Origin of the sequence: Inquilinus ginsengisoli (assembly GCF_050434925.1) — a bacterium.
GTDB classification, from domain to species: domain Bacteria; phylum Pseudomonadota; class Alphaproteobacteria; order DSM-16000; family Inquilinaceae; genus Inquilinus; species Inquilinus ginsengisoli_B.
Genome location: NZ_JBNDJK010000001.1, coordinates 7,828,027 through 7,840,794, shown reverse-complemented (window position 1 = coordinate 7,840,794; position 12,768 = coordinate 7,828,027). Strand labels below are relative to the sequence as shown.

The following is a 12,768-nucleotide window of genomic DNA, read 5'->3' as shown; positions in this document are numbered from 1 at the left end:
GCGGTCCTCAGGCGAGGGCCGCCTCCAGGATCTGGTCGAACGTCTCGTGCAGTCCGGAGGCCCGGAAGCTCAGCCGGTTGCCGGCCCCGGTGTTGGTCAGCAGGGCCGCGCTGATCCCGCTGTCGCGATGATGCTGCATCAGGGAGACGTAGCCCGGGATGCTGCCCTGGTGGCCCAGGGTCTGCCGGCCGGCATAGGCCGACAGGAACAGCCCGGCCCCCGATTCCCGCATCCGGGTGCCGGGGAACCCGGCCGGCCAACGGTCATCCGCCATCTGCGTCAGCCACTCGGCCTCGAACAAGCGGCCGCCGAACAGCCCGTCCAGGAACAGCGCCATGTCCCGCGGCGTCGACACCATGTCGCCGGCGGCATAGGCGCCGGAGAACGGGAACAATTCGGTGGAATCCTGCAGCTCGTCCGAATAGGGCAGGATCCCGTCCATGGCCCACATCTCGCCGCCCTGCTCCAGCGACAGGGCCGCGCCCGTGGCCGGCGGTGGACGATGGTAGTGGCCCCGCGCCAGCCGGTCCTCCGGAAACGGCTCGCCGGCGGCGCAGAAGCTGTCGGACAGGCCCAGCGGCTGCAGCACCTCGCGGCGGATCTGGCCGGCCAGGCTGTCGCCGGTCGCGGCCTCGATCACCATGCCGGCCAGGACATAGCCGGTGTTGCTGTAGCTCGCGACCCGGTGCGGCTCGTCCTGCGGCCGTGCCCGGAACGCCAGGTCGATGATCGCCTGCGGCGTCCATTGGAGACCGGGCGTCATCGGCATGTCGAACTCGAACTCCGGCAGGCCGCTGCGGTGGTTGATCAGGTCGCGCACGCGGATCCGGTCGCCCTTCGGCAGGTCCGGGAACCAGCGCGCCGCCGGATCGTCCAGCCGCACCTTGCCCGCCCGGGCCTGCCGCAGCAGCGTGGCGGCGACGAAGGTCTTGGTGCAGCTGCCGTTCTTGAACAGATGCGACGGGCTGACCGGGACGCCGCGCGCGCGGTCCGCCAGGCCGGCCACGGCCGTCACGGGCGCGCCGCCGCCCGCCATCACGGCGGCGGAAGCCCCGACGATGCCCTGCGCCACGAAGGCGTCGAGGATGCGCTGCATCCGCGCCTGCAGATCTTCCGACATGCGCGCTACTCCGCCAGATCAACCTTCGCGAAATTCTGGCGCCCGAACGGGTCCAGCACGTAGTTCAGCACGCCCTTGCGGATCGGCATCGAGACGATCGAGCTGGCGATCGGCACCAGCGGCACCTGCTCCTCTACGATCGTCTGGGCCTTGACGTACAGCGCCGCCCGCTTAGCCTGGTCGGTGAGTGCGCGGGCCTGGTTCAGCAGGTCGTCGAACGGCTTGTCGCACCACTTCATGCGGTTCTGTTCGCCGCAGGCCAGGACGAAGGTCAGGGTGTTGTCCGGGTCGCCGTTGTCGCTGGTGCCGCCCAGCAGCAGAGCATCATGCTCGCCCGCCTGGGTGCGGTTGAGATAGGCGCCCCATTCCATGCTGACGATCTCGGCCTTCACCCCGATCGCGGCCCAGTCGGCCTGGATCATCTCGGCCATGCGGCGGGCGTCGGGGTTGTAGGGCCGCGACACCGGCATGGCCCAGAGCGACAGGGAGAAGCCGTCGGGATATCCCGCCTCGGCCAGCAACGCCTTGGCGGCTGCGGGATCATAGGGATAGCCCTTGAGGTCCTTGGCCGCCCCCCATTCGACCGGCGAGAGCGCGGAGTTCACCAGCGTGCCCGCCCCCTGGTAGACGGCATCGACGATCGCCGGGCGGTTCAGCGCCATGGCCAGGGCGCGCCGCACCCGGACATCGCCCAGGGGCTTCTTCCCGACGTTGAAGCCGAGATAGCCGAGATTGTCGCCCGGCCGCTGCAGTACCTCGATGGCCGGGTCCTTCTTCAAATCCGGCACTGCCGTGGCCAAAGGCTGGGTGGTGACCTGGCATTCCCCCGCCTGCAGCTTGGACACCCGGACGGTCGCGTCCGGCACGATATCGAACACCAGCGTGTCGATCGGCGGCTTGCCGTCCCAGTAATGCGGGTTCGCCTTGAAGCGGATGCGGGAATCCGGGTCATAGGCCTGCAGCACGAAGGGCCCGGTGCCGACCGGCGTGTTGTCCAGCACCTCCGGCGTGCCCTTCGCCACCATCGCCTCGGCCATCTCCAGCGACTGGATCGACGCGAAATCCAGGGCGACGGTGGCCAGGAAGGTGGCGTTCGGCGCCTTCAGGGTGAAGCGCACGGTCAGGTCGTCGACCTTCTCGACCGACTGCAGCATCGCCCCAAGGCCCAGCGCCTCGAAATACTCGTAGCTGGAGCCGCCGAGGGCGTGGAACGGGTTGTCAGCCTGCCACTGCCGGGCGAAGGAGTAGACGACGTCGTCCGCGTTCAGGGGCCGGGTCGGGGTGAAGGTGGCGTTCGGCTCGAACGCCACGCCCGATCGCAGATGGAAGGTGTAGATGCGCCCGTCATCCGACACCTCCCACCGCTCGGCCAGCGACGGCGTGACCTCGGTGGTGCCGGGCTTGAACCGGACCAGGCGGTCATAGATCGTCCGCGCCACCGCATCCATGGTGGAATCGGCGCTGGCGAACATCGGGTTGAAGCTCTCGGGGCTGGCCTCCGAGCAGTAGACCAGCGTCTTCGCCGCGGCCGGCGCCGCCCCTGCCGCCAGCACCACCGCAACCGCGGCAACCAGCCGATGCTTCAGCATCGCCATCATCTTCTCCCTGCCCATTGCATCGCGCTGCCAGACCGGAAGTCGGCAACGATTTTTCTTAAGCGCTAATTTTTTCGACTATGGGAGAAGCCGTTTCAGCCGGTCAAGCGACCTCAGGGGCCTTGGTTCGGGCGGCCAGCAGGGTCTTCAGCCGGACCGCCGGCGAGGCGAGCGCGTCGGGATCGGGGGCCGCGCGATGCGCGATCAGCATCTCGGCCAGCCGGATCTCGCGGGCGATCTTGCCCAGGGGCCCGACGCCGCTGGCGGCGACCAGCCTTCCGTCCGCCGCCAGGTGGAACAGCAGCTGCGCCCCGTCGCCAAGGTCCCGCGCGACCATCGTCCGCCCTACATCGGCCAGGCCGGCGATCTGCAGCGTCAGCTCGTATTGGTCCGACCAGAACCAGGGCACCGCCGCGATCGCCTCGCCGCGGCCCAGCATGTTGCGCGCGGCCAGCGCCCCCTGGTCCTGGGCGTTGCGCCAGGCCTCGATCCGGATGCGGCGGCCGGCATACAGCGGATGGGCGCAGGCGGCGCAGTCTCCGGCCGCGAAGATGACGGGATCGGCGGTCGCCAGCGTCGCATCGACGGCGATGCCGTTATCGACCGCCAGGCCGGCGGCCTCCGCCAGCGCAGTCTCCGGCACCACGCCGATGCCGGCGATCACCGCATCGGCCGTGATCCGGCTGCCATCAGCCAGCACCACGGCGTCCGGCTCGATCCGCTCGATGTCGATGCCGGTGCGGAGGTCGATTCCGGCGGCGCGGTGCCGGTCGGCGATCACCGCGGCGATCTCGGCCGGGACGCCGCGCATCAGGATGCGGGGCTGGGCCTCGACCAGGGTCACGGCGCAGCCGCGCGCGACCGCGGCCGCCGCCAGCTCCAGCCCGATGAAGCCGCCGCCGATGATGACCAGCCGCACCCCGGGGCGCAGCAGCGGACGCAGCGCCAGGGCGTCGTCGAAGCGGCGCAGATACAGGGCCTGCTCATGGCCCGGCAGGGTCAGCCGCCGCGGCCGCGCCCCGGTCGCCAGCAGCAGCCGGGAATAGGGCAGGGCGCGCCCGTCGGTCAGCACGACGGCGCGGGCTGCGCGGTCGATCGCCGTGGCCTCGGTCCCCAGCACCAGCGCGATGTCCAGCGCGGCGGCGCGATCCTGGCTCAGGACGGTGGTCGCAACCGGCTCCGTCTCCGCCAGCAGCGCGGCCTTGGAGAGGGGCGGGCGCTCGTAGGGCGGATGGATCTCGCCGCCGACCAGCGTGATCGGGCGGTCCCAGCCCTCCTCGCGCAGCGCCGTCGCCGCCCGGGCCCCGGCCTCGCCGGCGCCGACGATCACCATCCCGGCCATCCGTCAGGACCCGAGCCGGAGGAAGACCTGCCCGCCCTCGACCTTCACCGGATAGGTGTTGAGGGCGACGCAGACCGGGGCGCCCTTGGCCGCGCCGGTGGTGAAGTCGAAGCGGCCGTTGTGCTTGGGGCATTCGATGATCGTGCCCATCACCAGCCCGTCGGCGAGGTGCACCTGCTCATGCGTACACAGCCCGTCGGTGGCGAAGTAGCGGTCGTCCTCGGTGCGGTAGATGGCGAAGCTGCGGCCGCCATGGTCGAAGCGGATCACGTCCTCCTCATCGATCTCATCTGCCGCGCAGGCCGCGATCCAGCCATCCATGCTCTATTCCCTCGTCTATGCGCGTCATTCGGCCGGCGCGGCCTGGGCGGCCCCGATCGCCGGCCCGGGCGTCGCGCCGGCGGGCAGCCGCCGCACGGCATGGTGGCGCGGGTCGCGCAGCTGCCGCAGCAGGGTCGGGATGATCTCGCGATAGGCGGCCCAGCAGCTCGGATAGGGCGGCGGGCAGTCATGCTTCATCGCCGCATGCAGCTTCGGCAAAGCGTGGTAGGGCACCATCGGGAACATGTGGTGTTCCACATGGTAGTTCATGTTCCAGTACAGGAACCGGAACACCGGGTTCATGTAGACGGTGCGGCTGTTCAGCCGATGGTCCAGCACGTCCTCGGCCAGGCCGGCATGCTGGGTCAGGCCGAAGAACAGGACCATCCCGCCGCCATACAGGGTCGGCAGCCCGACAACCATGGCGGGCAGGATGCTGCGCAGCGCCAGGCAGGCGGCGATCACCGCGGCGAAGATGCCGAGGTAGATCCGGGCGATCAGGAACACCTTCCAGCGCTCCATCTCCGGGATGAAGGTCTCCTCCTCCGCCGTCAGCCGCCCGCCCGCGTGCACGAACAGCTTGCGGATCGCGACCTCGCTGCTCTTCAGCATGAAGAGGTTGAGGACGATCTTCAGGACGCTGGGCGGGCGCGGCGCGGCGATCTCGGGGTCGCGGCCGACGATGATGGTGTCGGTGTGGTGCCGGGTGTGGCTCCAGCGCCAGACCGTCGGCTCGCGCAGGATCATGAAGCAGGCGATGTGGTAGACGGCGTCATTCATCCAGCGCGTCTTGAAGGCGGTGCCGTGGCCGCATTCGTGCCAGCGGCTGTCCGAGGCCGAGCCGTACAGCACGCCATAGGCCGCGAAGAACGGCACGGCCCACCAGCTGCCCCAGAAGACCCCGCCAAGCCCGCCGGTGATCGCGAGCGCCGCGAACCAGATCAGCGTATCGCGGATCGCCGGCCCGTCCATCCGGCGCATCAGCTCCTTCATCTCCTTGCGCGGGATCGGCGAGGCGTACCAGGCGGCCCCGGGCAGCCCGGCCTCGACCGCGCGCCGGCTCTCCACCCCGACCAGGCTGTAGTCCCTCCGGCCGATCTCTCCCGGCATGGCGTCCTCCTGCACCGCTTGTCCGCGGATGTGCAGGGAGCGTAACCCGCGGCTCCGCCTGTCTCAATGCGGTGATGATAGAATCTATCATTTCCCATCATCACGTGGCAGGCTGCCATGATCGGATCTGACAGCGGAAGCAGATGAGCAGGCGCCCCACCATCACCGACCTCGCCACAGCGGCGGGCGTCAGTGTCGCCACCGTCGACCGGGTGCTGAACCAGCGCCACCCCGTGCGTGAGGGCACGGCCGAGCGGGTACTGCGCGCCGCCGAGGCGATCGGCTACCACGCCACCACGCTGCTGCAGCAGCGGCTGCGGGGCGAGTTGCCGGTCCGCACCTTCGGCTTCCTGCTGCAGAAGCGTGAGGTCGCCTTCTATCAGCAGCTCGCTGCGGATCTTCAGGCCGCCACCGCCGCCTGTACCGCGGTGCGCGGCCGGGCGGTGGTCGAGTTCATGGAGGAGCTGTCGCCGGCGACCATCGTCGAGGCCCTGCGCCGGGTCGGCGCCCGGGTGGACGCGCTGGCCGTGGTCTCGGTCGACCATCCGCATGTGTCGGAAGCGATCGCCGATCTGCGGCGCGACGGCGTTCCCGTCTTCGCCATCGTGACCGACCTGATGGCCGAGGAGCGGGCCGGCTATATCGGCCGCGACAACCGGAAGGAGGGCCGCACCGCCGCCTGGATGGTGGCGAAGACGGCACGGGCACCCGGCAAGGTCGGCATCATCGTCGGCAGCCACCGCTATCTGTGCCAGGAGACGGCGGAGATCTCGTTCCGCTCCTATTTCCGCGAGCACGCGCCGGAGTTCCGGCTGCTGGAGCCTTTGATCAACCTCGAGGATGCGCGGATCGCGCGCGAGGCGACGCACGACCTGATGGCCGGGAACCCCGATCTGGTCGGCCTCTACATCTGCGGCGGCGGCACCGAGGGCGTGATCGACGCGGCGCGGCAGGAGACGGCGCATGCGCCGGTGGCGATCGTGTGCAACGAGCTGACGGCCAAGACCCGCGCCGCCCTGATCGACGGCGTGCTGACCGCGGTGATCTCGACCCCGACCCCGCTCCTGGCGGCGCGGGCGGTGGACGCGATGGTGCGCGCGATGGAGGCGCCCACCCCCGAGCCGCCGGGCCAGATCCTGGTACCGTTCGAGCTGTATGTGTCGGAGAATATTTAGGGTCGGCGTGCCTGCCGGTTGAACAACCAGACGGTGACGGGATGGAGACGGATGTCGTCGTGGCGCTGAACCACATGGTGGCGCCGGCCTCGGATGTGCCGCGGTTCTTCGACCTCGCCGCGGGCCTCGGTTGCCGCGGCGTCGAGATCCGCAACGATCTTGGCGACGGCACTGTCGCCGGCGGCCTGGCGGCGGCGGAGGTGGCGCGGCTGGCGGCCGGGCGCGGCCTGACCATCCTGTCGATCAACGCGCTGCAGCGCTTCAACGACTGGACCGAGGCGCGGGCCGAGGAGGCGCGGGCGCTCGCCGATTATGCTGGCCGTTGCGGCGCCGGGGCGCTGGTGCTGGTCCCGGTCAACGACGCCGGCTGGCAGCCGCCGCCGGAGGAGCGGCGCGCCGGGCTGTGCCGGGCGCTGTCGGGCCTGGCTCCGATCCTGGCCGGGGCCGGCATCCTCGGCCTGGTCGAGCCGCTCGGCTTCGAGATCTGCTCGCTCCGCTCCAAGCGCGAGACCGTGGCTGCGATCGATGTGCTTGGACTCGGCGACCGGCTTCGGCTGGTGCACGACACCTTCCACCATCACGTGGCGGGCGAGCCGGATCTGTTTCCCGATCGCACCGCGCTGGCCCACATCTCCGGCGTCGAGGATCGCCGCGTGCCCCTGGCCGAGTTGCGCGACGCGCATCGGGTGCTGGTCGGGCCGGCCGACACTATCGACAATCTCGGCCAGGTTGAGGCGCTGCGCGCCGGCGGCTATCGCGGCCCCGTCTCCTTCGAACCCTTCGCCGCCAGCGTCCACGCCGATCCCGACATTGCCGGTGCGCTGCGGGGCAGCATCGACCATCTGGCTGCAAGACAGGCTCGGACAGCGACCGAATGAAGGAGATCCATCAGCGAGATCCGCGAGCCTGTGAGAGGATTTGCGAGATTCCATCATCGACTGATTGAGCCGCCCGGCGGCGCGATCTACCGTCGCCGGCATCGACGCCTGCTGTCAGGACATCGTGAAGGGCGGCGTCATCGCGCCGAGCAATACTGCCAGCGCCGCCGGCGCAAGGCCTGAACGCAAGGAGGGGCAGGGGAATGCAGCGGCTATTGGTGCTTCAGTCGCTCTGGGCGATGGAGCGGCGGCACACCGACGGGTTCGAGCGCACGGTCGAGGCCAATATCGAAATGATCGCCGGGGCCGGCTTCGACGGCATCAGCACGCCCTGGACCGATCGGGATCTGGTCCGCCGCATGGCGGGCGGCCTGCGCTCCGGCATGGTCGCCGAGGGCGTGTGCTTCCCGAAGACGGTCGACGAGCTGAAGCCGGTGCTCGAGATCGCGGCGCAGTTCCCGGTGCACCACATCAACCTGCAGCCGGATGTCCGGCCGCGGCGGCTGGAGGACTGTGTGCCGCTGATCGAGGGCTGGCGGCGCCTGGCCGAGCAGGTGGAGTTTCCGGTGCTGATCGAGACCCATCGCGACCGGATGACCACGGATCTGTACTTCACCCTCGACCTGCTCGACCGCTATCCGGAGCTGCCGCTGCTGGCCGACCTGTCGCATTTCCTGGTCGGGCGGGAATTCGCCTGGCCGGTATCGGACGAGAACCACGCCCTGATCCACCGGATCCTGGAGAATTCCTGGGCCTTCCACGGCCGCGTCGCCTCGCGCGAGCAGGTGCAGATCGAGATTTCCTTTCCACACCACAAGCCCTGGGTGGACCTGTTCCTCGACTGGTGGGGCGATGGCTTCCGCAGCTGGCGCCGCCGTGCCGCGGCGGATGCGACCCTCTCCTTCACCTGCGAGCTGGGGCCGCAGCCCTATGCCATCACCGGGCGGGACGGCAACGACACCACCGACCGCTGGGCCGAATCCCTGACCCTCGCCGGGCTGGCTCGTGACCTCTGGGCCGAGACGGCCGCAAGGTAGCGGGCCGCACCGCGCGGAGACGGGCCGATGGTGTCATGCCAGTGGCCCGAAGTATTGACCCGTCATGGCGAGCCGCGCGGGGGCGTGGCATCCAGCGGCACCAGCCCCCTGGATGGCCACGTCGGCTTCGCCTCCTCTTGAAGAAGTTAAAACTTTCTTTCCATTCCGGGGCCGCGCAGCGGCGTGAGATGCTCGCCATGACGGGGAAGGGAGGGAAGAGTCGGTCTCAACGCCCGCCGGCGTCAGCCGGTCGCGGCCATGGCGTTCTTCTGCCAGGAGGACAGCGACGTCAGGGTCGCACCGGCCTGCGCGACCAGAAGCTTGTCGAGCTCCGCTGCGATCCGAGCCAGGCCGGGCACGTCGTCGGACCAGGATTTGATCCAGCCGACCATCGCCCGGGCCAGGTCTGGGCGCTGCTCGCGAAGCAGCGAGGCGATGGCGCATTCGGTCTGAAGGGCCTGCTCGACGACCGTCATCGCGCGGGACGGCAGGTCCCGCATGCTGTCCAGCGACGTCTCGACGGGCTGGCGGCCCGGCAGATGGATTCGGGTGCCTCCCATCGCCGGGGCGGCATCGAAGATGAAGGCCGCCGGCTGCGGCCCGTCGGGCGCGGTCATGGCGATCGCCTGGAACCGGCCGTCCACTTCCTCGGCGAACACGGTCACGCTCGCCGTCGTGCCGTCGCGATAGTCGAGATTCAGGGAGGCATAGCCGTCCGACTGGATCCGGCGGGCCACGATCACCAGCTCGGTCCGGCGCAGGGTCCAGTCGAACCGGTCGGGGATGCGCAGCACATCGGCGCAGATGGTCACCAGCGGGGGATCGAGATCGGCGGCTCGCAGCGCCGCATGGATCTCGCCGAGGTCGAGATGCATGGCGCGGAACGCGGCTTCGTTCGCTCCGACCGCCCGGCTCGAGACACCGGCGATGCCGCCGCGGGTCTCGATGGCATCGAACAGTGCCGCCAACCCGTCCGATGGCGGCTTTCCCCCCGGCGCGATTCTGTTGTGCATGAAGGCCTCCAATTTTTTCGGCCGCCAATCGGCGGCCCACCGCCGTCCGCACGCTCCAGTCGCGCGACAATATTCCGCCGATGCCACCCGGGGAACTTGGCGCAGTATTGCGCGGCTCAGCTTATGCTCGTGTATAGGCGCCGCAACGTTCACAGCTGTGACTGGGGTATGAACCACCATTCGCACCGGACGACATAGCGAATAACTGGCGGCGGAAACGACGGTGGGCTTCGACCGCATCGATCGAACCCGGCCCTGGTCGAAGCTGGAGGAGGGCCCGACGCCAGCGCCCGCCGGATCAGACGGCGACCTGTCCCCGGGCGCAGCGGCGGCGCAGCAGCACAGCCGAGGTCTGCTGCTGCAGGCCGATGGTCAGCAGCACCAGGTTGTCGCGGGCGATCTCGGAATAGAGCGCCGCCAAGGTCACCGGCACCGAGGCCGAGGTCATGTTGGCGTATTCGGTCAGCGTCGACAGATACTGGCCCGGCCGGATCGCCTCGGCCCAGGCGCCGCTCAGCACCGACGAGGCCTGGTGTGTGATCAGCGTGATCTCGTCGGCCGCCAGCCCGTTGCGGCGCAGCAGCCGGTCGACGATCCGCGGCGGGATCTTGGCGCCGTACTCCTTGTACGACGCGGCCCCCTCGTCGCCGATATACATCAGCGGGGTGGTGAAGCTCTCGGCCAGATAGGGCGGCGGCGGGTCGATCGTGCCGGCCGGCCGGGCGCTCATATGCATGGCGCCGAAATAGCCGGTGTCGGTGTCGGTCACCACGTCGACCAGGGCGAAGCGCTGAGGGTCGTCGCTCACCGCCATCACCGCGGCGCCGGCGCCGTCGGCGGCGCCGATGCAGGTCGCCTCGTGGTAGCTGACATGCCGGCTCCAGTTGCAGCCGCAGACGACCAGCGCGTTGCGCAGGCCGCGGCCGGTGCGGATCAGCGCCTCGGCCAGGACCAGCCCGTCATTGAAGATGGTGAACTCGGTCCCCAGCGGCAGCACCTGGCAGCGCGGCGGCAGGTTCAGCGTCTGGTGCAGCGCCACCAGGTCGTTCGGACTGATGTAGTCGGCCACCGAGGCGGCGCCGACAAGCAGGTCGATGTCGCCGGCACCCAGCCCGGCATCGACCAGGGCGGCGGCGGCGGCCTCGGCCATCAGCCCGATCAGACTCTGGCCCGGCGCCAGGATCCGGCGCTGGTCGAAGCCCTGGAACAGGTCGGTGTGCGGCGGCGGATGGGCCTTGATCCAGTCGAAGACCGGCGCATCGTTGGTCCGGACCTGCTCCGGCACCGCGAAGCCGACGCCCTTGATGCGGGCGGTGTTGTCAACCATTCACGAATCCTTCCGCGAAGTCTGGGGTGCGACGGGCATGCTCAGGCCTGCGGCGGGGTGCGGTAATAGGGCGGCACCTCGGACCGGTCGATCTCCAGCACGATCACCTGCGGCCGGCGGTACAGATCGGCCTGGCCGATCGCCTTGGTCAGGGCGGCGCGCAGCTGCTGCGGGTCGCGCACCGTGTAGGTCGTGGCGCCCAGCCCGGTGGCGAAGGCCACCAGGTCCGGCGCGCCCAGCTTATAATAGTCGGTCCAGGACGGCTCGGGCGGCTCGGGGAAGAAATGCGCGTTGCCCTGGCTGACCATCGCCAGGTCGTTGTTGTCCATGACAATCCAGACGGCGCCGATGCCGTAGCGCGCGGCGGTCGACACCTCGCTGCCATGCATCAGGAAGGCGCCGTCGCCGGTGATCGCGACGCAGGTCCGGTCCGGCGCGCCGAGCTTGCCGCCGACCACCGCGCAGGTGCCGAAGCCGAGCGGCCCGGTGTCGAGCGATAGGTGGAGTTGGGTCGGCGGGTCGATCGCCAGGTCGTTCAGCGTCCAGCCGACGCAGTTGGCGCAGTCAATGAAGATGTGGCTGCCGGTGGGCACCACCTCGTTGATCACCCGCATCGCCGATTGCGGCAGGATCGGGCTGGCCTGGGACTCGCGCTTTTCCGGGTCGTACCACGGCGCATGGTTGTCCCGGATCCAGCGGATATAGGTCTTCCGCTCCGCCACCGCGGCCTCGTCCGGTTGGCGCCGCGCCGCCAGCTCGCACAGATCGTCGATGAACTGGCCGAGCTCGCTGACGATGCCGAGTTCGATCGGGAAGACCCGGCCGATCACCGCCTGGTCGGCATCGACCTGGATCAGCGGCCCCTGCGGCAGCAGGGCGGTGTTCCAGTTGCCGGTAGCCAGGTTGCCCAGCACTGACCCCATCACCATCAGCGCGTCATAGGCCAGGCCGCCGCCGGCCGCGGCGAGATACAGGCTGGGCCAGATGCAGCCGGCCAAGCCGGTGTTGCGCAGCGCCAGCGGATGGGTCTCCGGAAACAGCGCCTTGCCGTCGGGCGAGGTCATCACCGGGATGCCGAAGCGCTCGACGAAGGCGATGAACTTGTCCCGGCGCTCGCCCTGCATCGCGAAGCGGTTGCCGTTGCCGAGCATGATCAGCGGCCGCTTCGCCCGCAGCAGCAGGTCCAGCGCCTGGTCGGTGCGGGCGCGGTCGCTGGCCTGCGGCACGGTGCGGTAGTTCCGCCAGCTGTTCGGGAACGGGACCGGCTTGGCGGGCGTCTCGTTCGAGACGTCGACCGGCAGGCTGATATGGGTGGCGCGGAACGGGATCGACAGCGCGTCGCGCAGCGCCTGGGTGAACAGGGTGGCGAAATCGTCCGGGCTGGCGATCATGGCGCTGTACTGCACCGAGGCCTGGTACACGGCGTCGACGTTCAGCGTGCCGTCGACGCCCTGCTGCAGATAGCCCTTGCCGAAATAGCTCTCGGCCACCTCGCCGGTGATGGCCAGGACGGCGGAATGGTCGGCCTGCGCGTTCATCACCCCGGTCAGCGCGTTGACCGCACCCGGGCCGGTGGTGGCCAGGACCACGCCCAGCCCGCCGGTGACGCGGTGCAGCCCGTCCGCCATGTAGGCGGCGCCGGTCTCGTGCCGGCAGACGATGTAGGTGAATTCGTCCTCGCGTAGCCGCAGATCGTTCAGCAGATACATGATGCCGCCGCCGGGAATGCCGAACAGGTAGCGGACATCCTCGAGCTTCAGATAGTCGAGCAGCAACTGCGACACCGTCCGGTCGGTCACTGTGCGGTAGTAGGTCGTGCTCTGCTGCAGCATCACGAGGGTCTTTCCGGG

Annotated in this window: 11 protein-coding genes; 3 read left to right on the top strand and 8 right to left on the bottom strand. The window is 69.6% G+C overall.

All coding sequences use genetic code 11. The features are described 5' to 3' along the window. Positions 1–7: 7 nt before the first annotated feature. The 5 genes from QFZ27_RS36675 to QFZ27_RS36655 all read right to left on the bottom strand — a co-directional run bounded on the left by QFZ27_RS36675 (position 8) and on the right by QFZ27_RS36655 (position 5,488). Positions 8–1,120, bottom strand: a complete 1,113-nt coding sequence (locus tag QFZ27_RS36675; RefSeq protein ID WP_429231771.1) for a serine hydrolase domain-containing protein — start codon at positions 1,118–1,120, stop codon at positions 8–10. A gap of 5 nt (positions 1,121–1,125) precedes the next feature. Continuing rightward, on the bottom strand, positions 1,126–2,715 hold the full coding sequence (locus QFZ27_RS36670) for an ABC transporter substrate-binding protein (protein ID WP_429231769.1): 1,590 nt from the start codon (positions 2,713–2,715) through the stop codon (positions 1,126–1,128). Between the two features lie 103 nt (positions 2,716–2,818). Then, positions 2,819–4,048, bottom strand: coding sequence for an NAD(P)/FAD-dependent oxidoreductase (locus tag QFZ27_RS36665; protein ID WP_429231767.1), 1,230 nt, complete (start codon positions 4,046–4,048; stop codon positions 2,819–2,821). Between the two features lie 12 nt (positions 4,049–4,060). After that, the gene (locus QFZ27_RS36660) at positions 4,061–4,378 is read right to left on the bottom strand and encodes a MocE family 2Fe-2S type ferredoxin (protein ID WP_429231765.1); all 318 of its coding nucleotides are present in this window, start codon (positions 4,376–4,378) and stop codon (positions 4,061–4,063) included. 24 nt (positions 4,379–4,402) lie between these two features. Continuing rightward, positions 4,403–5,488, bottom strand: coding sequence for a fatty acid desaturase family protein (locus tag QFZ27_RS36655; protein ID WP_429231763.1), 1,086 nt, complete (start codon positions 5,486–5,488; stop codon positions 4,403–4,405). 143 nt (positions 5,489–5,631) lie between these two features. Here QFZ27_RS36655 and QFZ27_RS36650 point away from each other — a divergent pair, with 143 nt between their 5' ends. The 3 genes from QFZ27_RS36650 (at position 5,632) to QFZ27_RS36640 (ending at position 8,578) form a co-directional block, all read left to right on the top strand. Then, positions 5,632–6,663, top strand: coding sequence for a LacI family DNA-binding transcriptional regulator (locus QFZ27_RS36650; protein WP_429231761.1), 1,032 nt, complete (start codon positions 5,632–5,634; stop codon positions 6,661–6,663). 41 nt (positions 6,664–6,704) lie between these two features. Continuing rightward, the gene (locus QFZ27_RS36645) at positions 6,705–7,541 is read left to right on the top strand and encodes a TIM barrel protein (RefSeq protein WP_429231759.1); all 837 of its coding nucleotides are present in this window, start codon (positions 6,705–6,707) and stop codon (positions 7,539–7,541) included. A gap of 203 nt (positions 7,542–7,744) precedes the next feature. After that, positions 7,745–8,578: a sugar phosphate isomerase/epimerase family protein gene (locus tag QFZ27_RS36640; RefSeq protein ID WP_429231758.1), complete on the top strand. Its 834-nt coding sequence runs from the start codon at positions 7,745–7,747 to the stop codon at positions 8,576–8,578. Positions 8,579–8,820: 242 nt separating this feature from the next. Here QFZ27_RS36640 and QFZ27_RS36635 read toward each other — a convergent pair whose 3' ends face one another. From QFZ27_RS36635 to QFZ27_RS36625, 3 genes are all read right to left on the bottom strand, one after another. Beyond that, positions 8,821–9,591, bottom strand: coding sequence for a hypothetical protein (locus QFZ27_RS36635; RefSeq protein ID WP_429231757.1), 771 nt, complete (start codon positions 9,589–9,591; stop codon positions 8,821–8,823). 298 nt (positions 9,592–9,889) lie between these two features. After that, complete coding sequence (locus QFZ27_RS36630; protein WP_429231755.1) at positions 9,890–10,918, bottom strand: 3-oxoacyl-[acyl-carrier-protein] synthase III C-terminal domain-containing protein; 1,029 nt, start codon at positions 10,916–10,918, stop codon at positions 9,890–9,892. Positions 10,919–10,959: 41 nt separating this feature from the next. Beyond that, positions 10,960–12,750: a thiamine pyrophosphate-binding protein gene (locus QFZ27_RS36625; protein ID WP_429231753.1), complete on the bottom strand. Its 1,791-nt coding sequence runs from the start codon at positions 12,748–12,750 to the stop codon at positions 10,960–10,962. Positions 12,751–12,768: the final 18 nt, after the last annotated feature.